The organism is Salipiger mucosus DSM 16094 (assembly GCF_000442255.1).
GTDB lineage: Bacteria > Pseudomonadota > Alphaproteobacteria > Rhodobacterales > Rhodobacteraceae > Salipiger > Salipiger mucosus.
Genome location: NZ_KE557278.1, coordinates 297,606 through 323,871, shown reverse-complemented (window position 1 = coordinate 323,871; position 26,266 = coordinate 297,606). Strand labels below are relative to the sequence as shown.

General features: G+C 69.2%; 22 protein-coding genes and 5 pseudogenes. 20 read left to right on the top strand and 7 right to left on the bottom strand.

Annotation, left to right across the window (positions count from 1 at the left end):
- Window positions 1-17 precede the first annotated feature (17 nt).
- The 4 genes and pseudogenes from SALMUC_RS17225 (at window position 18) to SALMUC_RS17215 (ending at window position 4,299) form a co-directional block, all read left to right on the top strand.
- Complete coding sequence (locus tag SALMUC_RS17225; RefSeq protein ID WP_020040638.1) at window positions 18-1,379, top strand: glutamine synthetase family protein; 1,362 nt, start codon at window positions 18-20, stop codon at window positions 1,377-1,379.
- A gap of 13 nt (window positions 1,380-1,392) precedes the next feature.
- Complete coding sequence (locus SALMUC_RS17220; protein ID WP_020040637.1) at window positions 1,393-2,772, top strand: aldehyde dehydrogenase family protein; 1,380 nt, start codon at window positions 1,393-1,395, stop codon at window positions 2,770-2,772.
- Window positions 2,769-3,122: pseudogene (locus SALMUC_RS29065) on the top strand (iron-containing alcohol dehydrogenase); the annotation flags it as partial. The gene SALMUC_RS17220 and the pseudogene SALMUC_RS29065, both read left to right, overlap by 4 nt.
- 30 nt (window positions 3,123-3,152) lie before the next feature.
- Window positions 3,153-4,299: pseudogene (locus SALMUC_RS17215) on the top strand (iron-containing alcohol dehydrogenase).
- 111 nt (window positions 4,300-4,410) lie between these two features.
- On the opposite strand, the gene SALMUC_RS17210 reads toward SALMUC_RS17215, so the two are convergent.
- The 6 genes from SALMUC_RS17210 to SALMUC_RS17185 all read right to left on the bottom strand — a co-directional run bounded on the left by SALMUC_RS17210 (window position 4,411) and on the right by SALMUC_RS17185 (window position 9,433).
- Window positions 4,411-4,608 (bottom strand): helix-turn-helix transcriptional regulator, encoded by a 198-nt coding sequence (locus SALMUC_RS17210; RefSeq protein WP_020040634.1) that lies wholly within the window; start codon window positions 4,606-4,608, stop codon window positions 4,411-4,413.
- Entirely contained in the window at window positions 4,605-4,847 is a 243-nt protein-coding gene (locus SALMUC_RS17205) for a hypothetical protein (RefSeq protein ID WP_021120556.1), read from the bottom strand. Before SALMUC_RS17205 ends, SALMUC_RS17210 begins: the two co-directional genes overlap by 4 nt.
- A gap of 292 nt (window positions 4,848-5,139) precedes the next feature.
- A complete protein-coding gene (locus SALMUC_RS17200; RefSeq protein ID WP_020040632.1) occupies window positions 5,140-5,985 on the bottom strand; it encodes a phosphogluconate dehydrogenase C-terminal domain-containing protein in 846 nt (281 codons plus the stop codon).
- Window positions 5,986-6,008: 23 nt separating this feature from the next.
- Window positions 6,009-7,361, bottom strand: a complete 1,353-nt coding sequence (locus tag SALMUC_RS17195; RefSeq protein ID WP_020040631.1) for a four-carbon acid sugar kinase family protein — start codon at window positions 7,359-7,361, stop codon at window positions 6,009-6,011.
- Window positions 7,358-8,608, bottom strand: a complete 1,251-nt coding sequence (locus SALMUC_RS17190) for a ribulose-bisphosphate carboxylase large subunit family protein (RefSeq protein WP_020040630.1) — start codon at window positions 8,606-8,608, stop codon at window positions 7,358-7,360. Before SALMUC_RS17190 ends, SALMUC_RS17195 begins: the two co-directional genes overlap by 4 nt.
- 132 nt (window positions 8,609-8,740) lie before the next feature.
- A complete protein-coding gene (locus SALMUC_RS17185) occupies window positions 8,741-9,433 on the bottom strand; it encodes a fumarylacetoacetate hydrolase family protein (protein WP_020040629.1) in 693 nt (230 codons plus the stop codon).
- Here SALMUC_RS17185 and SALMUC_RS31710 point away from each other — a divergent pair.
- The 7 genes and pseudogenes from SALMUC_RS31710 to SALMUC_RS17155 form a co-directional block, all read left to right on the top strand.
- Window positions 9,323-9,961 (top strand): annotated as a pseudogene (locus tag SALMUC_RS31710) (hypothetical protein); the annotation flags it as partial. The gene SALMUC_RS17185 and the pseudogene SALMUC_RS31710 sit on opposite strands and share 111 nt — an antisense overlap.
- Before the next feature lie 151 nt (window positions 9,962-10,112).
- Window positions 10,113-10,781 (top strand): enolase C-terminal domain-like protein, encoded by a 669-nt coding sequence (locus tag SALMUC_RS31205; RefSeq protein ID WP_021120554.1) that lies wholly within the window; start codon window positions 10,113-10,115, stop codon window positions 10,779-10,781.
- Window positions 10,778-12,020, top strand: a pseudogene (locus tag SALMUC_RS17175) (NAD(P)/FAD-dependent oxidoreductase). The gene SALMUC_RS31205 and the pseudogene SALMUC_RS17175 overlap by 4 nt, the downstream one beginning before the upstream one ends.
- Window positions 12,021-12,070: 50 nt before the next feature.
- Entirely contained in the window at window positions 12,071-13,042 is a 972-nt protein-coding gene (locus SALMUC_RS17170; RefSeq protein ID WP_020040626.1) for a TRAP transporter substrate-binding protein, read from the top strand.
- Between the two features lie 123 nt (window positions 13,043-13,165).
- Window positions 13,166-13,696, top strand: a complete 531-nt coding sequence (locus SALMUC_RS17165; protein WP_020040625.1) for a TRAP transporter small permease — start codon at window positions 13,166-13,168, stop codon at window positions 13,694-13,696.
- Between the two features lies 1 nt (window position 13,697).
- The gene (locus tag SALMUC_RS17160; protein WP_020040624.1) at window positions 13,698-15,011 is read left to right on the top strand and encodes a TRAP transporter large permease; all 1,314 of its coding nucleotides are present in this window, start codon (window positions 13,698-13,700) and stop codon (window positions 15,009-15,011) included.
- Between the two features lie 10 nt (window positions 15,012-15,021).
- On the top strand, window positions 15,022-15,945 hold the full coding sequence (locus tag SALMUC_RS17155) for a hypothetical protein (protein ID WP_020040623.1): 924 nt from the start codon (window positions 15,022-15,024) through the stop codon (window positions 15,943-15,945).
- Between the two features lie 30 nt (window positions 15,946-15,975).
- On the opposite strand, the gene cbbR is transcribed toward SALMUC_RS17155, so the two are convergent.
- Window positions 15,976-16,908, bottom strand: a complete 933-nt coding sequence (cbbR, locus tag SALMUC_RS17150) for a LysR family regulator CbbR (RefSeq protein ID WP_021120552.1) — start codon at window positions 16,906-16,908, stop codon at window positions 15,976-15,978.
- 100 nt (window positions 16,909-17,008) lie between these two features.
- On the opposite strand from cbbR, the gene SALMUC_RS17145 reads away from it, so the two are divergent.
- The 9 genes and pseudogenes from SALMUC_RS17145 to SALMUC_RS29060 form a co-directional block, all read left to right on the top strand.
- Complete coding sequence (locus SALMUC_RS17145; protein WP_020040621.1) at window positions 17,009-18,016, top strand: class 1 fructose-bisphosphatase; 1,008 nt, start codon at window positions 17,009-17,011, stop codon at window positions 18,014-18,016.
- Window positions 18,017-18,039: 23 nt separating this feature from the next.
- Complete coding sequence (locus SALMUC_RS17140) at window positions 18,040-18,912, top strand: phosphoribulokinase (protein ID WP_020040620.1); 873 nt, start codon at window positions 18,040-18,042, stop codon at window positions 18,910-18,912.
- Between the two features lie 15 nt (window positions 18,913-18,927).
- Complete coding sequence (gene tkt / locus SALMUC_RS17135) at window positions 18,928-20,931, top strand: transketolase (RefSeq protein WP_020040619.1); 2,004 nt, start codon at window positions 18,928-18,930, stop codon at window positions 20,929-20,931.
- Window positions 20,928-21,962 carry a type I glyceraldehyde-3-phosphate dehydrogenase gene (gap, locus tag SALMUC_RS17130; protein ID WP_020040618.1) on the top strand — a complete coding sequence of 345 codons (1,035 nt, stop codon included), beginning with the start codon at window positions 20,928-20,930 and terminating at the stop codon, window positions 21,960-21,962. Before tkt ends, gap begins: the two co-directional genes overlap by 4 nt.
- Window positions 21,963-21,985: 23 nt before the next feature.
- Window positions 21,986-23,065: a class II fructose-bisphosphate aldolase gene (fba, locus tag SALMUC_RS17125; RefSeq protein ID WP_020040617.1), complete on the top strand. Its 1,080-nt coding sequence runs from the start codon at window positions 21,986-21,988 to the stop codon at window positions 23,063-23,065.
- A 21-nt stretch (window positions 23,066-23,086) separates the two neighbouring features.
- Window positions 23,087-24,550: a form I ribulose bisphosphate carboxylase large subunit gene (locus tag SALMUC_RS17120; RefSeq protein ID WP_020040616.1), complete on the top strand. Its 1,464-nt coding sequence runs from the start codon at window positions 23,087-23,089 to the stop codon at window positions 24,548-24,550.
- Between the two features lie 84 nt (window positions 24,551-24,634).
- Window positions 24,635-25,054, top strand: a complete 420-nt coding sequence (locus SALMUC_RS17115; RefSeq protein ID WP_020040615.1) for a ribulose bisphosphate carboxylase small subunit — start codon at window positions 24,635-24,637, stop codon at window positions 25,052-25,054.
- A 76-nt stretch (window positions 25,055-25,130) separates the two neighbouring features.
- The gene (gene cbbX, locus SALMUC_RS17110) at window positions 25,131-26,090 is read left to right on the top strand and encodes a CbbX protein (RefSeq protein ID WP_020040614.1); all 960 of its coding nucleotides are present in this window, start codon (window positions 25,131-25,133) and stop codon (window positions 26,088-26,090) included.
- 62 nt (window positions 26,091-26,152) lie between these two features.
- A pseudogene (locus SALMUC_RS29060) lies at window positions 26,153-26,266 on the top strand (ribulose-phosphate 3-epimerase); the annotation flags it as partial.

The following is a 26,266-nucleotide window of genomic DNA, read 5'->3' as shown; positions in this document are numbered from 1 at the left end:
ACAAAGGAGCCCCGCGCATGGCCGCCCTGACCCTCGATGACCTCAAAGCCAAGGCCGCCAGCGGCGAGATCGACACCGTACTGGTCTGCACGATCGACATGCAGGGCCGCCTGATGGGCAAGCGGTTCCACGTCTCGAACTTCCTCGAACATTCGATCGAGGAAACGCACTGCTGCAACTACCTCATCGCCACCGACCTCGAGATGGCGACCCCCGACGGCTACGCCACCACCAGCTGGGCGGCGGGCTACGGCGACTACGTGATGCAGCCCGATCTTTCGACGCTGCGCCCGGTGCCCTGGCTCGAGGGCACCGCGATGATCCTGTGCGACCTGCTCGACCACCACACGCACAAGCCGGTGCCGCAGTCGCCGCGCCAGATCCTCAAGGCGCAGGTCGCCCGGGCCGAGGCCATGGGCCTCACGCCGATGATGGCGACCGAGCTGGAATTCTTCCTCTTCCAGAAGAGCTACGACCAGATCCGCGACACCGGCTACCGCGACCTGACCACGCTGGTGCGCTACAATCAGGACTACTCGATCCAGATGACCACCCGCGAGGAGTTCATCCTGCGGCCCGTCCGCAATGCGCTCTACGCCATGGGCATCCCGGTCGAGAACACCAAGGGCGAGGCCGAGACCGGGCAGGAAGAGCTCAACATCCGGTTCGGCGACGCCATGATGGCCGCCGACCAGCACACCATCGCCAAGCACGCGGTCAAGGAGATCGCCGAACAGCACGGCCACGCCGCGACCTTCCTGCCCAAGTGGCACCCCGACCGCGTCGGCAGCGCCGCGCACATCCACCAGTCGCTGATGAAGGGCTCGGACAACGCCTTCCACGACGCCGACCGCCCGCACGGCATGTCGGAGATGATGGAGAGCTACGTCGCCGGCCTCATCAAGTACGCGCCCGAGATCACGCTGCTCATGGCGCCCTACATCAACAGCTACAAGCGCTTCGTGCCGGGCACCTTCGCCCCCACGAAAACCGCCTGGAGCATCGACAACCGCACCGCCGGCTTCCGGCTCGTGGGCGAGAACACCAAGGGCGTGCGCATCGAGTGCCGCATCCCCGGTTCGGACATGAACCCTTACCTCGCCTGCGCCGCACAGCTCGCTGCGGGCCTCGCCGGGGTCGAGGAAAAGCTCGAACTGCCCGCCCCCGTCACCGGCGATGTCTACGGCATGCAGGACGTTCCCGAGGTGCCCGCCACCCTGCGCGATGCCACCGCGACCTTCCGCAACTCCGCCATGCTGCGCGAGACCCTTGGCGATGCGGTGGTCGACCACTACACCCGCGCCGCCGAGGTCGAACAGGAGGACTTCGACCGCGCGGTGACCGACTACGAACTCCAGCGCGGGTTCGAGAAAGCCTGATCCAGAGGACGACATGACCACACTGAACTGCATCTCGCCGATCGACGGATCGGTCTATGCCTCCCGCGAGACGCTGACGCCCGAAGCGGCGCGCGCCCAGATCGATGAAGCGCGGGCCGCGCAGGCCGCCTGGGCCGCCCGCCCGCTGCAGGAGCGCATCGACCTCGTGATGGCGGGGGTCGCCAGGATCGGCGAGATGAACGACGAGATCGTGCCCGAGCTGGCGAAGATGATGGGCCGCCCGGTGCGCTACGGCGGCGAGTTCGGCGGTTTCGAGGAACGCGCGAGCTACATGGCACAGATCGCCGAAGAGGGCCTCGCCGACATCCAGATCGCCGACGACGCCGATTTCCGCCGCTACATCAAGCGGGTGCCGCACGGCGTTGTCTTCGTCGTGGCGCCCTGGAACTACCCCTACATGACGGCGATCAACACCGTCGCTCCGGCGCTCATCGCGGGCAATGCCGTGATGCTCAAGCACGCCACGCAGACCCTGCTGGTGGGCGAGCGCCTGGCGCAGGCCTTCCACGCGGTCGGCGTGCCCGAGGCGGTCTTCCGCAACGTGTTCCTGACGCATGACACCACCTCGCAGCTCATCTCCGAGGGGCTGTTCGACTTCGTGAACTTCACCGGCTCGGTCGGCGGCGGCCGCGCGATGGAGAAGGCCGCGGCGGGCACCTTCACCGGCCTGGGGCTGGAGCTGGGCGGCAAGGACCCGGGCTACGTCATGGAGGACGCCGACCTCGAGGCCGCCGTGGCCGGGCTCGTCGACGCGGCGATGTTCAACTCGGGCCAGTGCTGCTGCGGGATCGAACGGATCTACGTGCACGAAAGCCTCTACGAGGCCTTCGTCGCCAAGGCCGTCGAGATCGTGAAGGGCTACAAGCTGGGCGATCCGCTGGACAGCGGGACCACCATCGGCCCCATGGCGAACACCCGCTTCGCCGCCGAGGTACGCGCACAGGTCTCCGAGGCCGTCGCGGCCGGCGCCACGGCGCATATCGATACCTTCCCAGAGGACGACGGCGGCGCCTATCTCACGCCGCAGATCCTCACGAACGTCACGCACGACATGCGCGTGATGCGAGACGAGAGCTTCGGCCCCGTGGTCGGCATCATGCCGGTCAAGGACGACGCCGAGGCCATCCGGCTGATGAATGACAGCCCCTTCGGCCTGACTGCCTCGCTCTGGACGAAGGACGCGGGCAAGGCCGCCCGCATCGGCGACGCCATCGAGACCGGCACCATCTTCATGAACCGGGCCGACTACCTCGACCCGGCGCTCTGCTGGACCGGCTGCAAGAGCACCGGCCGCGGCGGCGCGCTCTCGGTCATCGGCTACCACAACCTCACGCGACCGAAATCCTACCATCTCAAGAAGGGGACAGCATGAGCCTCATCGCCAACTGGTCCTATCCCACCGCCGTGCGCTTCGGCGCAGGGCGCATCAGCGAACTGGCCGAGGCCTGCAAGGCCGCCGGCATGTCGAAGCCGCTGCTGGTCACCGACAAGGGACTTGCCGACCTGCCGATCACGAAGCAGGCGCTGGACATCCTGAAGGCCGCCGGGCTCGAGGCGGACCTCTTTGCCGAGGTCGACCCGAACCCCAACGAGCGCAACCTCGGCGCGGGCGTCGTGGCCTTCAAACAGGGCCGGCACGACGGCGTCGTGGCCTTCGGCGGCGGCTCGGGGCTCGACCTCGGGAAATGCGTGGCCTTCATGGCCGGCCAGACGCGCCCGGTCTGGGACTTCGAGGACATCGGCGACTGGTGCATGAGCCTCATCGCCAACTGGTCCTATCCCACCGCCGTGCGCTTCGGCGCAGGGCGCATCAGCGAACTGGCCGAGGCCTGCAAGGCCGCCGGCATGTCGAAGCCGCTGCTGGTCACCGACAAGGGACTTGCCGACCTGCCGATCACGAAGCAGGCGCTGGACATCCTGAAGGCCGCCGGGCTCGAGGCGGACCTCTTTGCCGAGGTCGACCCGAACCCCAACGAGCGCAACCTCGGCGCGGGCGTCGTGGCCTTCAAACAGGGCCGGCACGACGGCGTCGTGGCCTTCGGCGGCGGCTCGGGGCTCGACCTCGGGAAATGCGTGGCCTTCATGGCCGGCCAGACGCGCCCGGTCTGGGACTTCGAGGACATCGGCGACTGGTGGACCCGCGCCGACGCCTCGGCCATCGCGCCCATCGTGGCGGTGCCCACCACTGCCGGCACCGGCTCCGAGGTGGGCCGCGCGGGCGTGCTGACCAACTCCGAAACGCACGAGAAGAAGATCATCTTCCACCCGAAGATGCTGCCCGCCACGGTCATCTGCGACCCGGAGCTGACCGTCGGCATGCCCAAGGCGATCACGGCGGGCACCGGGCTCGACGCCTTCGCGCATTGCGTCGAGGCCTTCTCCTCGCCCCACTACCACCCCATGAGCCAGGGCATCGCGCTGGAAGGCATGCGGCTGGTGGTCGAGAACCTGCCCCGCGCCTTCGAGCAGCCCGACGACATCGAGGCCCGCGCCCCACATGATGAGCGCCGCCGCCATGGGCGCCACCGCCTTCCAGAAGGGGCTGGGCGCGATCCACGCGCTGAGCCACCCGGTCGGCGCGCATTTCCACACCCACCACGGCACGACCAACGCGGTCTGCATGCCCGCGGTGCTGGAGTTCAACGCCCCCGAGATCGCCGCCCGTTTCGACAGGGCGACGGGCTACCTCGGTATCGAGGGCGGTTTCGCCGGTTTCCGCGCCTATGTCGACGAACTGAACGCACGGCTCGGCGTGCCGAAGGGCCTCGGCGCGCTCGGCGTGACCGAGGAGAGCATCCCCACGCTGGTCAAGGGCGCGATCACCGACCCCTCCTGCGGCGGCAACCCGGTCAAGCTGACCGAGGAGAACCTCACGCAGCTCTACCACGCGGCGATGTAGGCACCCGCGCCAACCTGGATGTGACAAAGGCCGCGCCCATCCCGGGCGCGGCCTTTCCTTTTGCGATGCCTGTCTCCCGCCACCGCCGACACCCGGAGCAGAGGGCCGCCCTCACTCCGGGTCCGGCTGAAAGACGTCTTCGATTGCGACCCCGAAGAGCCGCGCGATGCTGAAGGCAAGCGGCAGACTGGGGTCATAGCGTCCGCGTTCGATGGCGTTCACGGTCTGTCGCGAGACCTTCAGGCAGGCTGCCAGATGCGCCTGGGACCATCCCTGCTGTCGGCGCAGCTCAGGAATGCGGTTGTTCATTTGAAACGCAGGCGGCCGATCATGACCCCGACGAACCAGAAGGCTGCCATCAGGGGCCACACGGCGAACATCGAGATCCTGGGAAACCCGGCACCTTCGAGAAAGCCATACCCGAAGGTAATCAAGGCCGTGCCTGCAAACGACAGGGCAAGCGCCTCGAACTGAAGCTTGCGCTGCATTTCGTCCAGGTGGCGGATGGTGCGGACGACCACCGCGCAAATGAACGCGGCGGGCAGCATCGGGCTGAGAGCGATCAGGATCCGGGCAGACTGGGTCTCGCCCCCCCCGCGAGGATCCGCTGGGACAGGATCAACGTCGCCGCATAGGCAGCCAATCCGGCCATGAGAAAGAGAAATCCGCGCATCGTGGCCTCCACACAAAAGTAAAGCTTGCTTTACCTTTCGCGGTCGAGCGACTGCATGTCAAGCATGCTTTACATCATGACGTCGGAGAGGGTCCGCGCAGCGCGGCCCGCCACGCAAAAGGCCGCGCCCCCCGGAGCGCGGCCTTTCTTCATAGCGGACGGATCGCTCAGGTCTGCTGGTTGCAGATGTCCTCGACCGATTTCTTCACCGCCTCGAGGCTGAAGATCTGATCCAGCCAGTCCTCCTTGAAGATCACCTGCTTGGCATTCTCGATGGCCAGCAGCGCACCGTCCGAGAACTTGCCCTCGGGGAAGATGCCGAAGGCGATGGCCAGCTCGATCTTGAGGTGCCCCAGCACGAAGTCATGCGCCGCCGCTTCCGGCACGCCCATCGAGACCGCCCGGTCGGTCGCGTCGCGCAGCGCCATGCACATGGTCGCGGCCACGGTCTCGGACAGCGCGGGCTCGAGCACCGCGATATTCTCGAGCGAGCAGCGGTGCGAACGCACGACGGGCTGGTAGATCAGCTTGGCGACTTCCTCGCAGAGCGCGTAGTGCTCCTCGGGGCCCTGGATCAGCGCGTTCACGATCCCCTGCGGCGCCGCGATGCCGCCGAAGTAGTCGGCCTGCGCCTCTTTCGTCTCCTGCACCTCGAGGATGTGCGGATGGCAGGGGTGCGAGCAGAAGTAGGTGACGTCGTCCCGCTCGGGCATCTCGCCGGCATAGGGCGCCGCCGCGTCCAGCACGATGATCGCGCAGCCCGGCTTCACCTTGTCGATGAAGCCCTGGGCGATCTTGCCGATCAGCCGGTCGGGCACCGCCATCAGCACGATGTCGGCCTCGGCCAGCGCGGTGTCGGCCTCGACGGCCGAAACGCCCACCTCGGCCTCGAGCCGCTTGCGGCCCTCCTCGGACACCTCGACGTGGTCCACGTCGAAACGCGAGCCGGCAAGGTTCTTGGACAGGCGCACGCCCATCTTTCCGCCCGCGCCGAGCAGTGCGATCTTGGTCATGTCGTTCTCCTTTGTCATGCGTGTCACGCGGCGCCGCCGCCGCGCTTGATCCAGCCGAAATAATCGGGGCTGCCCATCTGCCCGCCCTTGAGCGCCAGCTGCAGCCCGTCGAAATCAGGGTCCTCCGAATGGGCCACCAGCAGCGCCGCGCCCGGGATCGTCGGCGCCAGCGCCGTGAAGGCGTAGAGCCCCATCTGCCGCGAGGCATGCCCCGAGGTGTCACCGCCCGAGATCACCGCGCGGCGCAGCCCCGTCTCGCGCAGGATGCCTGCCAGCAGACGGCCCAGCGCCGCGCCGATGCGCTCGTTGGCGACCTCGGGCGCGATGCCCTGCGCCGCGATGGTCTCGCGCAGGCGCGCGACGGCCGGGTCCTCTGGCCCGCGCGCCGAGCAGATCAGCGGATCGCGCCCCTGCCCCAGCGCCGCCAAGGCGGCCGCGCGCGCGGCCTCTTCGGCGCCCACGTCACCGCAGGCCACAGCCGCCGCGTCCAGCGGGATGATCTCGAAACCGTTGGCCTCGGCCCAGTCGATCTGCGCCGCCGTCGTGGGCGAGACCGAGCCCGAGACCGCGACCATGCGCTTCGCGGGCCAGACGCCCTCGGTCGTCGGCTCTTCGTCGATCAGCCCGGCCTCGCGCCAATGGGCGATCAGTGCGTATTCCACGCCCTGCGAGCCCACGGCCAAGACCTGCCCCGGCCCCTGCCAGATCAGCCGCCCGTTCACCGCCATCTGCCCTTCGGTCATGGCATCCAGCGTCACGACCTCGGCGCCGCCCTCGATCAGCGCCGCCAGCGCCGCCTCCGCGTCACCCTCCAGCGCCTCGACGTCGAGACAGGCGAGCCGCCGGTCGGTCTGCTGCGCGAGGTGACGGGCCACGTCGGCCTCGTCCATCGGCGTGACCGGGTGGCGCGACATGACCGGGTGCCGGTCCAGCCGGAACACCCCATCGGGCGCCGAGGCGAAGAGGTTGCCGAAGGCCTGGTAACGGCGCATCACCGGCGCCGCGACGAGGCAGGGCACCCAGCGGCCGCCCATGATCTCCTGCCCGATGTCGATGGCCGTCCCGATCGAGCCCACCTCGGGCGAGGAATCCAGCGTCGAGCAGACCTTGTAGTGCACCACCGGCGCGCCGGTGGCACGCAGCCAGTCGAAGGCGTCGGGCAGGTGCTGGCGCATCCATTCCGGCGAATGGGTCCGCGCGGTCGAGGCGATGCCGATGCCGCGCGCCTCGGGAAAATGCGCCAGCTGCGCCTCGGTCGGCACGTCGAGGAACAGCACCGCCGGCACGCCGGCAAAGGCCAGCGCCTCCATCGTCGCGGCCGAACCGGTGAAGTCGTCGCCGTACCAGGCGACCAGCGGTCCCTGGGGCAGGCTCATTTCGCGTAGGCCTTCAGCGCCGCCGCCAGCGCGGGGTGATCCTTTGCATAGGTCTCGGCCGGCACGCCGGCGATGGCCGCGTCCCAGGCCTCGCGCAGCGAACGCACACCGGCGCCCGGCCCGTCGGGATGCGCCATGATGCCCCCGCCCGCCGCGTAGATGCAGTCGGCGCGGCCCAGCTGGCGGAAGGTCTCGGGCGGCTGCACCGCCGACTGCCCCGAGGAGAAGACCGGCATGGGCACGCAGGGCTTGTCCTCGAACATCGGATCGAAGAGCGACCGGGCCGAGCGCATGACGCTCTCGTCGGGCTCGGAGAACTTGTTGCCCAACCCGTTGACGTGCATGTGGTCCGCCCCCGCGAGGCGCCAGAACTTGGACCAGGCGGGATAGTCCCAGCCCAGCATCGGTCCGCGCGACAGGTAGCCCCAACCGTTGCGGTGCGCGTGGATCGGCAGCTCGGAATGTCGCGACAGCCCGAGAAAGCCCGAGAGCCCCACCGAGTTGAGCGAGACCATGACGCAGGTGCCGCCCAGCTCGCGCACGAGGTCGTGGCGACGGCGCATCTCGTCGATCTCACCGGTGAGGTTGAAAGCGAACATCACCTTCTTGCCGGTCTTGTCCGCGTGCTCGTTGATGACGCGCATCACCGCGCGGACGCGATCCTCGAAGGGGCAGTTCGGCCCGTCCGCCTGCAGTTCGTCGTCCTTGACGAAGTCGATGCCCGCCTCGGCCAGCTCCTGCACCACGGCAGCGGTCTGCCCGGCGTCGAGCCCGATGCTCGGCTTGACGATGGTGCCGATCAGCGGCCCGTCGGCGACGCCCGCCAGCTCGCGTGTCCCCGGGATGCCGAACTTCGGCCCGGGATATGCGGCGGCGAAGCCCTCCGGCAGGCGGATGTCGCAGAGCTTCAGCCCCGAGACCTGCCCCAGCTCGAAGAGGTTGCCCGCGACCGTGGCCATGAGGTTCGGCAGGTCCGGCCCGGTGTTGCCCATGGGCCAGGACAGCGTCAGCCGGGCGCGGGTGCAGTCGCCCCCGTTCATGCTGCGCCCGGGCAGCGAGCGTTGCGGCACGGTGCCGGTGACCTCCAGCGCCTCGACCCGCGCGGCCGAGCGTTCGCGGAGCTCCGGCGTCTCGCCCGGCAGCGTGACGAAGGTGCCCGAGGACTGCTCGCCCGCGATGGCCTCGGCGGCGGCCTCGGGGGACCCGGGGGTCTCAAGCACGTAGTCGGCTTCGATTCGCGTCGTCATGCGCCCTCGCTGGCATCTGGTAAACTCATCACACCAGTTGATAGCGGATTCGGCCGCTCGTTTCCAGTGCCGATGCGCGGCACCCGCCCGGGTGCGGCGGAAAGGCGCGCGGCGACCCGCGCGCCCCGGGGCTCAGCTGCGCGGGCCGATCGGCGTCACCATGCGCCCGAGCCCCTCGATCTCGACCGTGCAGTCGTCGCCGGGCTCCAGCTTGCCCACGCCCGCCGGGGTGCCGGTCATCACCAGGTCGCCCGGCCGCAGCGCGACGCTCTGCGACAGGAAGGCGATCACCTCGGGCACCGACCAGATCATCTCGGAGAGGTCGCCATCCTGCCGCACCTCGCCGTTCACGCTGCTGCGGATGCTGCCGCGCGCGGGGTGGCCCACCTCGGCCACCGGGTGCACCGGCCCCAGCACCGCCGAGCTGTCGAAGCCCTTCGCGAGGTCCCAGGGGCGGCCCATCTTCTTGGCCACCGCCTGCAGGTCGCGCCGCGTCAGGTCGTTGCCCAGCGCGTAGCCCCAGACATGCTCCAGCGCCTGCGCCTCGGGGATGTCGCGCCCGCCGGTGCCGATGGCGACGACCAGCTCGGCCTCGTAGTGCAGGTCCTCGGTCTGTGGCGGATAGGGCGCCGTCTCGCCGCCCGCGATCACGGCATCGGCGGGCTTGGTGAAGAAAAACGGCGGTTCGCGGTCGTCGTTGCCCATCTCGCGGGCATGCGCGGCATAGTTGCGGCCGACACAGAAGATGCGCCGCACAGGGAAGCGGTCCTCGCTGCCGGCGACGGCCAGCGACGGGGTCTCGAGCGGGGGAACGACAAAGCTCATACGGGTATCCTTTCCTTTGGGCGGCACCATAGACCGCGCTCCCGCGAAAAGGCGAGAGCGCTCCACCTGCCCTCTGCCGCGGCAATCGCGGCGCCGCCCGGGCCCGACCGGCCCCGCGCCATTGCCTTGCCGCAAGCGCTGTGCAAGCCTCCGCCACAACGTTTGCACACGAACGAGACCGGCATGACATTTCCCGACGCGGCGGGCGCCCTCGCGCAACGGATCACGCGCTTCGACCTCTGGCACCTCTCGCTCCCGGTGACGGCGCGGCGCGATCACGGCATCGGCTCGGTCGCGGGCGCGGTCGAGGTCGTCGTGCTGCGGCTGACCGCCGAGGACGGCACCGAAGGCTGGGGCGAGGCTTCGCCCTGGGCGGTCTTCACCGGCTCGCCCGAGGCCAGCTTCGCCGCGCTCGACCGCTACCTGCGCCCGCTGGCGCTGGGCGCCCGAGTCATCGACCGGCCCAAGATCATGGCACAGGCGCAGAAGGCCGTCGCCCACGCGACCGAGGCCAAGGCGGCGCTCGACACCGCGCTGCTCGACCTCGCGGGGCGGCTCACCGGCCAGCCCCTGCGCGCCTTCCTCGGCGGCGAGGCGCGGGCCACGATCCCGCTCTCGTGCTCCATCGCGGATCCGGATTTCGACACCGACCTGCGGCTCCTCGAACGCCTGCGCGCCGATGGCGTGGGTCGTCAAGCTCAAGACGGGCTTCCGCGACCATGCCTTCGACCTGATGCGGCTGGAACGCATCCGTGCCGACTATCCCGAGATGCGCATCCGCGTGGACTACAACCAGGGTCTCGACCCGCTCGAGGCCCCGGCCCGCGTGCGCGACGTGGCCGGCTTCGCGCCCGACTTCATCGAACAGCCCGTGCCCGCGCAGGCCTGGGAGGCGATGCGCCGCCTGCGCGAGATCTCGGACGTGCCGCTCATCGCCGACGAAAGCGTCTTCGGCCCCGAGGACATGACCCGCGCCCTGCGCGAGGGGATCGCCGACGGCGTCTCGGTCAAGATCATGAAGGCGGGCGGACTGATGCGCGCGCAGGAGGTCGCCCGCATGGCCGGCGCGGCGGGCCTCGGCGCCTACGGTGGCGACATGTTCGAAACCGGGCTTGCGCATCTCGCCGGAGCGCAGATGATCGCGGCGACGCCCGAGATCACGCTCGGCTGCGAGTTCTACCAGGCCGCCTATTTCCTGGCCGAGGACATCCTCGAGACGCCCTTCCCGGTGCACGACGGCGCGGTCGTCCTGCCGGACGGCCCGGGGCTGGGCGCGGTGCCCTCGGTCGAGCGGCTCGAAAAATACGCGATGGCACGGCGCCACCATGAGGGAGTGACGACGACATGACGAAGACGGTGGCGGTGATCGGCGCGGGCATCGTGGGGGTCTCCACGGCGATCTGGCTGCAGCGCGACGGGCACGAGGTTGTGCTGATCGACAAGGCCGGCCCCGGCGAAGGCGCGAGCCACGGCAACGGCGGCGTGCTGGCCTCCTGCTCGGTGGTGCCGGTGCCGGGCCCCGGGCTCTGGACGAAGGCGCCGAAGATGCTGATGGACCCGAACCAGCCGCTCTTCATGAAATGGGGCTACCTGCCGCGCCTGCTGCCCTGGCTGCGCCGCTACATGGCCCAGGCCAACGCCGAGGCGGCGCGCAAGCGGGCGCAGGCGGCAACGCCGATCATCGGCGACAGCCTCAACGACCACCAGGCGCTGGCGACGGGCACCGGCGCGGAGAAATGGATCGTCCCGGCCGACTACGTCTTCGTCTACAACGACCGCGCCGCCTACGAGGGCGATGCCTTCGGCTTCTCGCTGCGCCGCGAGGCGGGCTTCGAGTGGGAAGAACTCGAGGGCGAGGCCTTCAAGGCCTACGACCCGGCCTTCGGCCCGCAGCTCAGCTTCGCGGCGCGCTTCCCGGGGCACGGGCGCATCGCCGACCCGGGCCGCTACGTCAAGGACCTCGCCGCCCATGCCGAGGCGCAGGGCGCGCGCATCCTCAAAGCCGAGGTCACCGACGTGGTGCGCGAGAACGGCCGGGTCACCGGCGTCCGCGCGGGCGGGCGAAACCATCGCCTGCGACGCCGCCGTGCTGACCGCCGGTGTCTGGTCCAAGCCGCTGGCCGCGAAGCTGGGCATCGACGTCCCGCTCGAGAGCGAACGCGGCTATCACCTCGAGCTCTACGGCGCCTCGGTCATGCCACGCTCGCCGGTGATGATCGCGAGCGGCAAGTTCGTCGCGACGCCGATGGAGGGCCGGCTGCGGCTCGCGGGCATCGTCGAGCTGGGCGGGCTCGACGCGCCGCCCTCGCGTGCGCCCTTCGAGCTGCTGGAGCGCAACATCCGCGCGGCGATTCCCGGCATCACCTGGGAGAAGAAAGTCGAATGGATGGGCCACCGCCCCTCGGTCGCCGATTCCCTGCCCCTCATCGGCGAGGCCCCGGCCGCGAAGGGCGCCTTCCTGGGTTTCGGCCACGATCATGTCGGTTTGACGGGCGGCCCCAAGACCGGGCGCATCCTTTCGCAGCTGATCGCGGGGCGCGCGCCCAACATCGATCTTGCGCCATACGCCCCTTCGCGTTTTCAATGAGGCACGAGCAAAGAAAAACATTTGCCTACAAACACTCAGGGAGACAGAAGATGACGACCAAGCAGATCCTCATGGCAGGCGCCGCGCTTGCCACCATGGCGGGGGCCGCCCAGGCCGAGACCTGGGACATGCCCATGGCCTATGCCGCCACCAACTTCCACTCCGAGGTCGGCGCCGAGTTCGCCACCTGCGTGACCGAAGGCACCGGCGGCGAGCTGGAAATCGTCACGCACCCCTCGGGCTCGCTCTTCGGCGGGGCCGAGATCAAGCGCGCGGTGATGACCGGCCAGGCCAACATCGGCGAGCGCCTGCTCTCGGCGCACCAGAACGAGAACCCGCTCTACGGCGTCGACTCGATCCCCTTCCTGGTCTCCTCCTTCGATCAGCACGAAAAGCTCTGGGGCATCGCCGAACCCTACGTCTCGGACGCGCTGGCCGAGGACAACCTGCACTACCTCTACTCGGTGCCGTGGCCGCCGCAGGGCCTCTACATGAACAAGCCGATCTCGTCGGTCGCCGACCTCGAGGGGGTCAAGTTCCGCTCCTACTCGACCGCGACGGCGCGCATGGCCGAGCTGACCGGCATGCTGCCGGTGCAGGTCGAGGCCGCCGAGCTGAGCCAGGCGCTGGCCACCGGCGTCGCCGAGAGCTTCATCTCCTCGGGCGCCACGGGCTATGACCGCAAGGTCTGGGAGCACCTGTCGAACTTCTACGAGGTCGACGCCTGGCTTCCGCGCAACGCGGTCTTCGTCAATGCCGACGCCTGGGATGGCCTTTCGGACGAGGCCAAGTCGGTGATGGAAGACTGCGCCACCACCGCCGCCGAAACGGGCCTCGAGCGCTCCAAGGAGTACACCCAGTTCACGCTGGACGGGCTCAAGGAGAACGGCATGACCGTCGAACGCGCCGGCGACGAGCTGATGAGCGAACTCAAGGAGATCGGCGAGACCATGACCTCCGAGTGGCTCGAGACCGCGGGCGAGGCCGGCACCGCCATCGTCGAGGAATACCGCGGCGAATAACGACAGGAGGGGCACCCACGCCCCCTTCCCGGCCCTCCCCCCTGCGGGGGAGGGCGCCACGGCACGGCCGCAGCGCGGCATCTCCGGCACGGCCGGCCCCCAAGACAGCACAAGGACGATCCCATGGCAGCGGCGCGCGCGCTCCGGCGCATCCTCGATACCCTATACTGGATCGGCGGCATTATCGCCTCGGTCTTCCTCGTGGCGATCCTCGTTCTGATCGTGGCGCAGATGGTGGCGCGCTGGACCGGCCAGGTCTTCCCGGGCGCGACGGACTACGCGGGCTACTGCATGGCGGCGGCCTCGTTCTTCGCCTTCGCCTATGCGCTGAACCACGGCGCCCACATCCGCGTGTCGATCCTGCTGACCGCGCTTGGCCGCCATCGCTGGTGGGGCGAGGTCTGGTGCTTCGGGATCGGCGCCGTGATCTGCACCTGGTTCGCCTGGTACGGGATCAAGGGCAACTACATCTCGTGGCGCTGGGACGAGCTGAGCCAGGGCCTCGACGCGACGCCGATCTGGATCCCGCAGATCTCGATGTCGATCGGCACGGTGCTGCTGGCGGTGGCCTTCTGGGATCACCTCGTGCGGCTGATCGTGACCGGCTCGCACGGCATCACCGCCGATCTCGTCGACCAGAGCCAGGGAGAGTGACATGGAACAACTGATCCCCATCGCCCTCTTCCTCTTCGTGCTCTTCCTGCTGCTGGGCTCCGGCGTCTGGGTGGGCCTCGCGCTCATGGGCGTGGCCTATGTCGGCATGGAACTCTTCACCTCGCGCCCCGCGGGGGACGCGATGATAACAAAGGTCTGGTCCTCGACCTCGTCCTGGACGCTGACGGCACTGCCGCTCTTCATATGGATGGGCGAGGTCCTCTTCCGAACACGATTGTCCGAGGACATGTTCCGCGGGCTCAGCCCCTGGATGGCGCGGCTGCCGGGGGGCCTCGTGCATACCAACATCGTGGGCTGCACGGTCTTCGCGGCGGTCTCGGGCTCCTCGGCCGCGACACTGACCACGGTCGGCAAGATGTCGATCCCCGAACTGCGCAAGCGCAACTACCCCGAGACCATGGTCATCGGCACGCTCGCGGGCGCGGCGACGCTGGGCCTGATGATCCCGCCCTCGCTGACCCTCATCGTCTACGGCGTCACGATCAACGAGAGCATCACCAAGCTCTTCATGGCAGGCGTCGTGCCCGGCCTCGTGCTGGCGCTGATGTTCATGGGCTACGTCGCGGTGATGTCCTTCACCTCGAGGAACTTCGCGCCCACGCCCGAGCCGCACATGACCATCCGCGAAAAGCTCTGGAACTCGCGCTTCCTGATCCCGGTGATCTGCCTGATCCTCGTGGTGATCGGCTCGATGTACATGGGCTACGCCACCGCGACCGAAGCGGCGGCCTTCGGCGTCATCGGCTCGATGGTGCTGGCGGCGGCGCAGGGCTCGCTCACGTGGCACACCTTCACCGAGAGCCTGATGGGCGCGGTGCGCACCTCTGCCATGATCGCGCTGATCCTCGCGGGCGCAGCCTTCCTGTCGCTGTCGATGGGCTTCACCGGCATCCCGCGCGGACTGGCCGACCTGATCGCGAGCTGGGAACTCAGCCGGTTCGAGCTGCTCATGGCGCTGCTCGTCTTCTACATCGTGCTGGGCTGCTTCCTCGACGGGATCTCCTCGGTGGTGCTGACCATGGCGGTGGTCGAGCCGATGATCCGCGCGCAGGGGATCGACCTCATCTGGTTCGGCATCTTCATCGTCGTGGTGGTCGAAATGGCGCAGATCACGCCGCCCATCGGCTTCAACCTCTTCGTGCTGCAGGGCATGACGCACCACGAGATGAACTTCATCGCCCGTGCGGCGCTGCCGATGTTCGCGATCATGGTGGTCATGGTCTTTGTCCTCATCGCCTTCCCCGAGCTCGCGACCTGGCTGCCCGACAACATCCGCCAGCGGCCCGGCGGATGAGCCCACGCGCGTGAGCCTGCTGACAGCCTGCGCCCGCCATGCGCGCTGGCTGCTGATCGTCGCGCTGGTGGCAGGGGTCGCCCTGCCCGGTGCGGCGGTCCACGTGCGGCCCTGGCTGCCCGAGCTGGTGGCGCTGATGCTCTTCCTCGCGGCGCTGCGCATCGGGCCGCGCCATGCGCTCGGCGCGCTCGGAGACCTGCGCGGCACGGCGTTCGCGGTGCTGGCGGGCCAGCTCGTGCTGCCGCTGGCGGTGCTGGGCGTGGCCGCGGCCGCAGGCTGGCTGGACAGCCCCGCGGCGCTGGCGGTGGTCCTCGTGCTGGCAGGCTCGCCGTTGGCCGGCAGCCCCAACCTCACGATGCTCGTGGGGGGTGATCCGGCCCCGGCGCTGCGGCTGCTGATCCTCGGCACGGCGCTGCTGCCGCTGACGGTGATTCCGGTCTTCCGCCTGTTGCCCGCCCTGGGCGACCCTGCGCTGGTCACGGCCTCGGTGCTGCGGCTGCTGGGGACCATCGCGCTTGCGGCAGCGGCGGCCTTTGCCCTGCGGCTGAGCCTGCTCAAGGCGCCCTCGGACCGGACCCTGCGCCGCATCGACGGGCTCTCGGCGCTGACCATGGCGGTCATGGTCCTGGGCCTGATGGCGGCGGTGCGCCCTGCCCTGACCGAGACGCCCTGGCGGCTCGTCTTCTGGCTCGCGCTGGCGCTGGCGGCAAACCTCGGGCCGCAGCTGGCGACCGCGCTCGCCCTGCGCCGGGGCGGCGCGGGGCCGGCGCGGCCCGCGCTCTCGATCGCCGCCGGCAACCGCAACATCGCGCTCTTCCTCGTGGCGCTGCCGCCCGAGATCACCGACCAGCTGCTGCTCTTCATCGGCTGCTATCAGGTGCCGATCTACATGACGCCTTTCCTCATGGGCCCCCTCCACCGCGCCCGGCGCTGAGCCCGGGAATTTCCGGAGGGGGAACCTGCCTCACTCCGGGGGCCAGGCGGGCAGGAAACTGTCGCGCTCGGCGGCGATGAAATCGCGCACCGTGCGCGTCGCGGCCGTGGGTTCGCTGTCGGCGCGGTGCAGCAGGAACCAGTGCCGCATGATCGGCAGCCCCGGCAGGTCGAGCGAGACCAGCCGCCCGCTGCGCAGCTCCTCCACCACCGTGTGATACGAGATCAGCGCCAGCCCCAGCCCCGCGATCACCGCCTGCTTGATCGTCTCGTTGGTGCCCATCTCGCTGCGGGCATAGGGCAGCCCCTCGCCCAGCCGGTCGAGGAAGCGCGTCGCGAGGATCCGCGTCCCCGAGCCCTGCTCGCGCATCAGGATGGTCTCCGACAGCACGTCCTGCGCGGTCAGTTCGCGACCATCGGCCAGCGGGTGCCCGGGCGGCGCGATCAGCACGTGCGGATGCGGCCCCATGGCCAGCGTCTCGAGCGGCGGGTCGCGCGGCGGCCGCCCCATGATCGCGAGATCCAGCGCCCCGTCCTGCAGCGCGGCGATGATCTCGTCGCGGTTGCCGATGCGCAGCAGGATCTCGATCTCGGGGCAGGCCTCGCGCAGGCGGGCCACGATCCCGGGCGCGAAATACTTGCCGGTCGAGACCACGCCGAGGACCACCATCCCGGCCAGCCCCTTCTGCAGCGAATCGATTCGCCGCAGCGCCAGCCGGAAGCCCGCGTCGGCCTTCTCCCAGGCCTGCAGAAGCACCGCGCCCTCGGCCGTGGCGGTGAACCGGCCGGTCCCGGCCCGCGACAGCATGGCACAGCCAAAGGTCGCATCCAGGGCCTTCAGCTGGCTGTGCACCGCCGGGGCGCTCAACCCCAGCTCCTCGGCCGCCCGCGAAATTGACCCTGTTCTTTCAACGGCTTCCAGCGCGCGCAGCTGTTTCAGCGTCAGAGAATTGAGAATATTCATTCAATTTTTCCGAAATCGTTCTCACATTTTTTAAATTTTATAAACGCCCCGTTTCGGGAAGATCAAGGCCCAGTCACCCGTCGAGGAGGAGGAGGCCTTGATGACCGACGCGAACCCCTATTCCCCCGATGCGCCGATCCCGGCCCGTCTGCGCCCGACCATGGAGGCCCTGGGCCGCGTGGCCCGCGACCTGGCCCGGCGAATCGCCCGCGGCCCTCTCGAGGGCGGTCTCGACGCCCACGTCGGCGGCAATGCCGACGGCGACGCGCAGAAGGCGCTGGACGTGATCGCGGACCGCGCCTTCGCCGAGGCGCTGCGCGGCACCGGCGTGCGCTGGTACGCCTCGGAAGAGCAGGACGACGTGACCGAGCTCGACCCGCAGGGCACGCTGGCGCTCGCCATCGACCCGCTCGACGGCTCGTCCAACATCGCGACCAACGTCTCGATCGGCACGATCTTCTCGCTGCGCGAGGCCGAGGAAGGCCCCGAGGCCACCTTCCTCGCCCCCGGCCGCGCGCAGATCGCGGCGGGCTACGTCATCTACGGGCCGCAGTGCATGATGCTGGTCAGCTTCGGTGCCGGCGTCCAGAGCTACGTTCTCGACCCCGAGACCGCGCGCTTCACCCTGCTCGACACCACCCGCCGCATCCCGGCCGAAAGCTCGGAATTCGCGATCAACGCCTCGAACTACCGCCACTGGTCCAAGCCGGTGCGCGCCTACATCGACGACTGCCTCGCCGGCGCCGAGGGGCCGCGGGACAAGAACTTCAACATGCGCTGGATCGCCTCGCTGGTGGCCGAGACGCACCGCATCCTGATGCGCGGCGGCATCTTCCTCTACCCGCAGGACGACCGCCCAGGCTACGCCCAGGGCCGCCTGCGCATGGTCTACGAATGCGCGCCCATCGCCATGCTCGTCGAGCAGGCCGGCGGCCGCGCCACCGATGGCAACACCGCCATCCTCGACCTGCAGGCCGGCAGCCTGCACGCCCGCACCCCCTTCGTCTTCGGCTCGGCCGTCAAGGTCGACCACGTCGCCGCCTACCACGACCTGCCCGAGCACGAGGTCTCCGCCCTCTTCGGCCACCGCGGCCTCTTCCGCGTCTGACCCCGGCAAAAGCACCAGGACCCATGAGCAAGAAACACCCCATCATCTCCGTCACCGGCTCCTCGGGCGCGGGCACCACCACGGTCAAGGCCACCTTCGACCAGATCTTCCGCCGCGAGGGCATCTCGGCCGTCAGCATCGAGGGCGACGCCTTCCACCGCTACAACCGCGCCGACATGAAGGCCGAGCTGGAAAGCCGCAAGGCCGCCGGGGACGAGACCTTTTCCCACTTCTCCTACGACGCCAACGAGCTGGGAAAGCTCGAGGACATCTTCCGCACCTACGGCGAGACCGGCACCGGCAAGACCCGCCACTACGTCCACGATGACGCCGAGGCGGCGCGCTACGGCACCGCGCCGGGGCTCTTCACCGACTGGGAAAGCTTCGAGGAGGACAGCGACCTGCTGTTCTACGAGGGCCTGCACGGCGCGGTCGCCAACGACGAGGTCAACCTCGCGGCGCTGGCCGACCTCAAGATCGGCGTGGTCCCGGTCATCAACCTGGAATGGATCCAGAAGATCCACCGCGACAAGGCCAGCCGGGGCTACACGACCGAGGCCGTGACCGACACGATCCTGCGCCGGATGCACGCCTACGTGCACTGCATCTGCCCGCAGTTCGTCCAGACCGACGTGAACTTCCAGCGCGTGCCGGTGGTCGACACCTCGGACCCCTTCATCGCCCGCTGGATCCCCACCGCCGACGAGAGCCTCGTGGTCATCCGCTTCAAGAACCCGCGCGGCATCGATTTTCCGTATCTCACCTCGATGATCCAGAACTCCTGGATGAGCCGGGCCAATTCCATCGTGATCCCCGGCGGCAAGATGGACCTCGCCATGCAGCTGATCTTCACGCCGATGGTCCAGCGCCTCGTCCACGAATCCAGACGCGCCTGACAGGGAGCCCCCGACATGAACGTGCAATCCCCCGTTTCCGCCACCGCCGAGGACCTGATGGCCAATGCCATCCGCGCCCTCGCCATGGACGCCGTGCAGGCCGCCAACTCGGGCCACCCCGGCGCGCCCATGGGCATGGCCGACGTGGCCACGGTGCTCTTCAACCGCTTCATGCGCATCGACCCGCGCGATCACCGCTGGCCCGACCGCGACCGCTTCGTGATGAGCGCAGGGCACGGCTCCATGCTGGTCTACGCGGTGAACCACCTGCTGGGCTACGACGACATGCCGATGTCGCAGCTGAAGGCCTTCCGGCAGCTGGGCGCGCGCACCGCCGGGCACCCCGAATACGGCCACGCCAAGGGGATCGAGACAACGACCGGCCCGCTCGGCCAGGGGATCTCGACCGCCGTGGGCATGGCGCTGGCAGAGCGGATGCTGGCCGCGCGCTTCGGCAGCGACCTCGTGGACCATTACACCTACGTCATCGCCGGCGACGGCTGCCTGATGGAGGGCATCAGCCACGAGGCCATCGACCTCGCCGGGCACCAGAAGCTGGGCCGCCTTATCGTCTTCTGGGACGACAACGGCATCACCATCGACGGCGGCACGGAGCTGTCGACCTCGACCGACCAGCCCGCCCGCTTTGCCGCCGCCGGCTGGCACGTCCAGGCGGTCGACGGCCACGACAAGGAGGCCGTGGCGGCCGCCATCGAGGCAGCCCGCGCCGACGACCGCCCCTCGATGATCGCCTGCCGCACCGTGATCGGCTTCGGAGCGCCGACGATGCAGGGCACCCACGCTGTGCATGGCGCACCGCTTGGCGACGACGAGATCGCCGCCACCCGCGAGGCGCTCGGATGGAGCCACGCGCCCTTCGAGATCCCGCAGCAGGTCTACGATGCCTGGAAGGCCGTCGCCCGCCGCGGTGCCGACGCGCGCGAGGCCTGGGCCCGCCGCCTGTCGCAGAGCCACCACGCCGATACCTTCCGCGCCGCGCATGGCCCGGTGGATCGCGCCGCGCTCGACGCAGCGATCACCGCCTACAAGCACCGCATCAGCGCGGATGCGCCCAAGGTCGCCACCCGCAAGGCCTCGGAAATGGCGCTCGAGGTGGTCAACGGCACGCTGCCCAACACCGTCGGCGGCTCGGCCGACCTCACCGGCTCGAACAACACGAAGACCAAGGGCATGACCCCGGTCACGCCCCCGGACCACACCGGCAACTACGTCCACTACGGCATCCGCGAACACGGCATGGCGGCGGCGATGAACGGCATCGCGCTGCACGGCGGGCTGAAGCCCTACGGCGGCACCTTCCTGGTCTTCGCCGACTACGCCCGCCCCGCCATGCGGCTCTCGGCGCTGATGGGCCTGCCCGTCACCTACGTCATGACCCACGACAGCATCGGGCTGGGCGAGGACGGCCCCACGCACCAGCCGGTCGAGACGCTGGCCAGCCTGCGCGCCATGCCGAACATGCTGGTCTTCCGCCCCGCCGACGCCATCGAGACCGCCGAGGCCTGGCAGGTGGCCATGGAGCAGACCGGGACCCCCTCGGTGCTGGCGCTCTCGCGGCAGGGGCTTCCGACGCTGCGCACCCGGCACACCGACGCCAACCTCACCGCGCGCGGCGCCTACGTGCTGCGCGACGTGCCCCGGCGCGACGTGACGCTCATCGCCACCGGCTCCGAGGTCTCGCTCGCGATGGAGGCGGCCGAGCGGCTCGAGACCCAGGGCATCAGCGCCGCCGTCGTCTCGGCCCCCTGCTTCGAGCTTTTCGAGGCGCAAGGCGCCGCCGCCCGCGAGGCCATTCTCGGCGACGCGCCCCGCATCGGGATCGAGGCCGCCATCCGGCAGGGCTGGGACCTGGTGCTGCGGCCCGGCGACGGCTTCGTCGGCATGACCGGCTTCGGCGCCTCGGCGCCCGCCCCGGATCTCTACCGCCATTTCGGCATCACGGCCGAGGCCGTCGCCGACACGGCCAAGCAACTCACGCAGAAAGAGGGACATCAATGACAGTCAGGGTTGCCATCAACGGCTTCGGCCGCATCGGACGCAACGTCCTGCGCGCCATCACGGAATCGGGGCGCAGCGACATCGAGGTGGTCGCGATCAACGATCTCGGCCCGGTCGAGACCAACGCCCACCTGCTGCGCTACGACAGCGTGCACGGCCGCTTCCCGGGCGAGGTCACGGTCAGCGGCGACACCATCGACGCGGGCACCGGCCCGATCAGGGTGACGGCCATCCGCGACCCCAGGGACCTGCCCTGGCAGGGCGTCGACGTGGCGCTGGAATGCACCGGCCTCTTCACCACGCGCGAGACCGCGGCGGCACATCTCGAGAACGGCTCGGCCCGCGTGCTGGTCTCGGCGCCGGCCAGCGGCGCCGACCGCACGGTGGTCTTCGGCGTCAACGACGACGCCCTCACGGCACAGGATCACGTCGTCTCGAACGCCTCCTGCACGACGAACTGCCTCTCGCCGGTGGCCAAGGCGCTGAATGACGCGGTCGGCATCGAGAAAGGCTTCATGACCACGATCCACAGCTACACCGGCGACCAGCCGACGCTGGATACCATGCACAAGGATCTCTACCGCGCCCGCGCGGCGGGCCTGTCGATGATCCCGACCTCGACCGGGGCCGCCAAGGCGGTGGGCCTCGTCCTGCCCGAGCTGAACGGCAAGCTCGACGGCGTCGCGATCCGGGTGCCCACGCCCAATGTCTCGGTCGTCGACCTGACCTTCGAGGCGGCCCGCGACACCGATGTCGAGGAGATCAACGCCGGGATCCGCGCCGCCGCCGACGGGCCGCTCAGGGGCGTGCTGGGCTACACCGAAGCGCCGCTGGTCTCGACGGATTTCAACCACGACCCGAACAGCTCGGTCTTCCACATGGACCAGACCAAGGTGATGGGCGGCCGGATGGTGCGGATCCTGTCCTGGTACGACAACGAATGGGGCTTTTCCAACCGCATGGCCGACACGGCCGTCGCGATGGGTCAGCTCATCGACGCGGGCACGCCCGCGTCCCTGGAAGACGCCTGAGAGGCCCTGAGGAGGAGAGGACTATGGCACTCATCACGCTGAGACAACTGCTGGATCACGCCGCCGAGGAGGGCTACGGCGTGCCCGCCTTCAACATCAACGACATGGAACAGGGGCTCGCGATCATGCGCGCGGCCGAGGCCTGCGACGCCCCGGTGATCCTGCAGGCCAGCCGCGGCGCCCGGTCCTACGCGGGCGACATCATGCTGCGCCACATGGTCGAGGCGCTCGCCGAGATGTTCCCCCGCAACCACATCGTGCTGCACCAGGACCACGGCAACAACGATGCCACCTGCCTCTCGGCAATCCGCCACGGCTTCACCTCGGTGATGATGGACGGCTCGCTGGAAGAGGACATGAAGACGCCGGCCTCCTACGACTACAACGTCGACATCACCGCCCGGGTCACCCGCGCCGCCCACGCGGTCGGTGCCAGCGTCGAGGGCGAGCTGGGCGTTCTGGGCTCGCTGGAAAGCGGCGAGGCCGCGGCCGAGGACGGTTCGGGCGCCGAGGGCAAGCTGAGCCAGGACCAGCTGCTGACCGACCCGGACCAGGCGGTGGACTTCGTCATGCGCACCCGCTGCGACGCGCTCGCCATCGCCTGCGGCACCTCGCACGGGGCCTACAAGTTCACCCGCCAGCCCGACGGCGAGATCCTGTCGATGTCCACCATCGCCGCGATCCACGACAAGCTGCCGGACACCCACCTCGTGATGCACGGATCGAGCTCGGTGCCGCAGTACCTGCAGGATCTCATCAACGCCCACGGCGGGCACATGCCCCAGACCTGGGGCGTGCCCGTCGAGGAGATCGAGAAGGGCATCCGCATGGGCGTGCGCAAGGTGAACATCGACACCGACTGCCGCATGGCGATGACCGGACAGTTCCGCAAGGTCGCCGCCGAGAGGCCCGAGGAGTTCGACCCGCGCAAGTTCATGAAGCCCGCGATGGACGAATTGGAAAAGCTCTGCCGCGACCGCTTCGAGCGCTTCGGCACCGCCGGACAGGCCGGCCGCATCACCCCCGTTTCGCTGGACGAGATGGCCGCCCGCTACGCCAGCGGCGCCCTCGACCCGGCCATTTCCGCGGCCCGGGCCGCCTGACCCCCGAGGAGGAGAAAGACCATGCTGGACAACGCAAAGACCGTGACGGACGCCAAGAAGCGCTACAGCGCGGGCGTGATGAAATACGCCCAGATGGGCTACTGGGAGCCGGATTACACCCCGAGCGACACCGACATCATCGCGCTCTTCCGGATCACCCCCCAGGACGGTGTGGACGAGATCGAGGCCGCCGCCGCCGTGGCGGGCGAGTCGTCCACCGCGACCTGGACGGTGGTCTGGACCGACCGGCTCACCGCCTGCGACAAGTACCGCGCCAAGGCCTACCGGGTGGACCCGGTGCCCAACTCGCCGGGCGAGTTCTTCGCCTACATCGCCTACGACCTGGACCTCTTCGAACCGGGCTCGATCGCCAACCTGACGGCCTCGATCATCGGCAACGTCTTCGGCTTCAAGCCGCTGAAGGCCCTGCGGCTCGAGGACATGCGCCTGCCCGTGGCCTACGTGAAGACCTTCCAGGGCCCCGCCACCGGCATCGTGGTGGAACGCGAAAGGCTCAACGCCTACGGGCGGCCCCTGCTGGGGGCGACGGTGAAGCCCAAGCTCGGCCTCTCGGGGCGCAACTACGGCCGCGTGGTCTACGAGGCGCTGAAGGGCGGGCTCGACTTCACCAAGGACGACGAGAACATCAACTCGCAGCCCTTCATGCACTGGCGCGACCGCTTCCTCTACTGCATGGAGGCGGTGAACCGCGCTTCGGCCGCGACCGGCGAGGTGAAGGGGACGTATCTGAACATCACCGCCGGAACGATGGAGGAGATGTACGCCCGCGCCGAGTTCGCCAAGTCGCTCGGATCGGTCATCATCATGATCGACCTCGTGATCGGCTACACCGCGATCCAGTCGATGGCGAAATGGGCGCGGGACAACGACATGATCCTGCACCTGCACCGCGCGGGCCATTCGACCTACACCCGCCAGCGCTCTCACGGCGTCAGCTTCCGCGTCATCGCCAAGTGGATGCGCCTCGCCGGCGTCGACCACCTGCACGCGGGCACCGTGGTGGGCAAGCTCGAGGGCGACCCGGCCACCACCAAGGGTTACTACGACATCTTCCGCGAGGAATATAACCCGATGGCGCTGGAGAACGGGGTGTTCTTCGACCAGGACTGGGCCTCGCTCAACAAGATGATGCCGGTGGCCTCGGGCGGCATCCACGCCGGCCAGATGCACCAGCTGCTCACCTACCTCGGAGAGGACGTGGTGCTGCAGTTCGGCGGCGGCACCATCGGCCACCCGCACGGGATCGAGGCCGGCGCCACCGCCAACCGCGTGGCGCTCGAGGCAATGGTCTTCGCGCGCAACGCCGGGCGCGACATCTGGAACGAGGGGTCGGACATCCTGCGCGACGCGGCGCAGACCTGCACGCCGCTCAAGCAGGCGCTCGAGACCTGGAAGGACGTGACCTTCGACTACGCCTCGACCGACGCGCCCGACTTCGCGCCCACCCCCGAGGTCTCGGCCTGATCCAAGGGGGGGAGAGCGCCCTCTCCCCCCGCCCCCTCTCGCGTCCGCCCCGAAGCGGCGCGCATCCATCCAAGGAGACATCCCATGCGACTGAGACAAGGCCAGTTCAGCTTCCTGCCCGACCTCACCGACGACGACATCCGCGCCCAGGCGCAATACGCCATCGACCAGGGCTGGGCCGTGTCGGTGGAATACACCGACGACCCGCACCCCCGGAACACCTACTGGGAGATGTGGGGGCACCCGATGTTCGACAATCCCGATGCCGCCGCCGTGGTCTTCGAGGTCAACGAGTGCCGCAAGGAACACGGCGGCAAGTACATCCGCGTCATCGCCTTCGACAGCACCGCCGGCTGGGAGTCGATCCGCATGAGCTTCATCGTGAACCGTCCTGCGGACGAGCCCGGCTTCCGCGTCGTCCGCCAGGAAGGCGAGGGCCGCATCGTCCGCTACACCATCGAAAGCTACGCCGTGCGCGAACCCGAAGGCCGCCGCTACGCCTGAGCCCGCGCACTGCGCCGGCGCCCGGCACCCTCCCGGCCGGGCGCCGGCCCCTCGCCTTCCGCCAACGGAGCCCCAGATGACCGACGCGACCCCGCATTCCGACACCGCCCCCGGCCAGGACCAGGACCGGCCGACCACCGTCGATCTCGCCGCCGCCTTCGAGGAAAGCGGCGTGCGCGAGGTGCTGGCCGAGCTCGACGACACGCTGATCGGCCTCGCTCCGGTCAAGGCCCGCATCCGCGAGACCGCGGCCCTGCTGCTGGTCGACCAGGCCCGCCGCCGGATGGGCCTCGCGACCGAGACACCCACCCTGCACATGAGCTTCACCGGCAACCCCGGCACCGGCAAGACCACCGTGGCGCTCAGGATGGCCGACCTGCTCCACCGCCTCGGCTACGTCCGCAAGGGCCACCTCGTCACCGTCACCCGCGACGACCTCGTGGGCCAGTACATCGGCCACACCGCGCCCAAGACCAAGGAGGTGCTGAAGAAGGCCATGGGCGGCGTGCTCTTCATCGACGAGGCCTACTACCTCTACCGCCCCGAGAACGAACGCGACTACGGGCAGGAGGCCATCGAGATCCTGCTGCAGGTCATGGAAAACAACCGCGACGACCTCGTCGTGATCCTCGCCGGCTACGCCGACCGCATGGACCGCTTCTTCGAAAGCAACCCCGGCTTCCGCTCGCGCATCGCGCACCACATCGAGTTCCCCGACTACGACGACGCCGAGCTGCTGCACATCTCGGAGACCATGCTCGGCGCTCAGAACTACCACTTCGACGCGGGCGCCCGCAGCGCCATGGCCGACTACATCTCCCGCCGCCGCGCCCAGCCGCATTTCGCCAACGCCCGCTCGATCCGCAACGCGCTCGACCGCGCGCGCCTGCGCCAGGCCAACCGCCTGTTCAAGGAGGCGACGGGCCCGCTCGACGCCGAGGCCCTCTCGACCATCACCGAGGCCGACCTGCGCGCCTCCCGCGTCTTCCGCGGCGGCCTCGACGTGGACAAGCGGCTGCACCAGGCCGCCGAGTGACCGCCCCGCCCCTTCATCTTTCCCCAAATACGCAAACCACCCCGGATGCACGGAGCCCCGCCATGACCTTCGACCGATCCCTGAAAATCGCCCCCTCGATCCTCTCTGCCGATTTCGCCGACTTCGGCCGCGAGATCCGCGCCATCGAGGACCAGGGCGCCGACTGGGTGCACGTC